The organism is Chimaeribacter arupi, assembly GCF_002858805.1.
In the GTDB taxonomy this organism is placed as follows: domain Bacteria; phylum Pseudomonadota; class Gammaproteobacteria; order Enterobacterales; family Enterobacteriaceae; genus Chimaeribacter; species Chimaeribacter arupi.
The window spans coordinates 1-210 of sequence record NZ_PJZI01000117.1 but is presented as its reverse complement, the minus strand read 5'-3'; the positions used below and the strand labels follow the sequence as shown (position 1 = coordinate 210).

Genomic DNA, 210 nt, shown 5'->3' with positions numbered 1-210 from the left:
GGTAGAGCGTGCCTTTGATAATCTCAAGGCCACGCTTGCCGCTGCAGGGTGTACGTTTGACGATCTTATCGATGTGAAACCTTTCATACCGATCCGGAGAATCAATTCCCCACCGTTATGCAGGTGAAACAAACCGTTTTCCCTGCAAATCGCCATGCTCTCTATGAGAAGCATGGTTATTCTGCCGCGATCCGCTCAGGCGATTTACTG

Annotated in this window: 1 pseudogene; it reads left to right on the top strand. The window is 50.0% G+C overall.

Annotated features, from left to right (window positions below):
* A pseudogene (locus CYR52_RS23125) lies at positions 1-210 on the top strand (Rid family hydrolase); the annotation flags it as partial.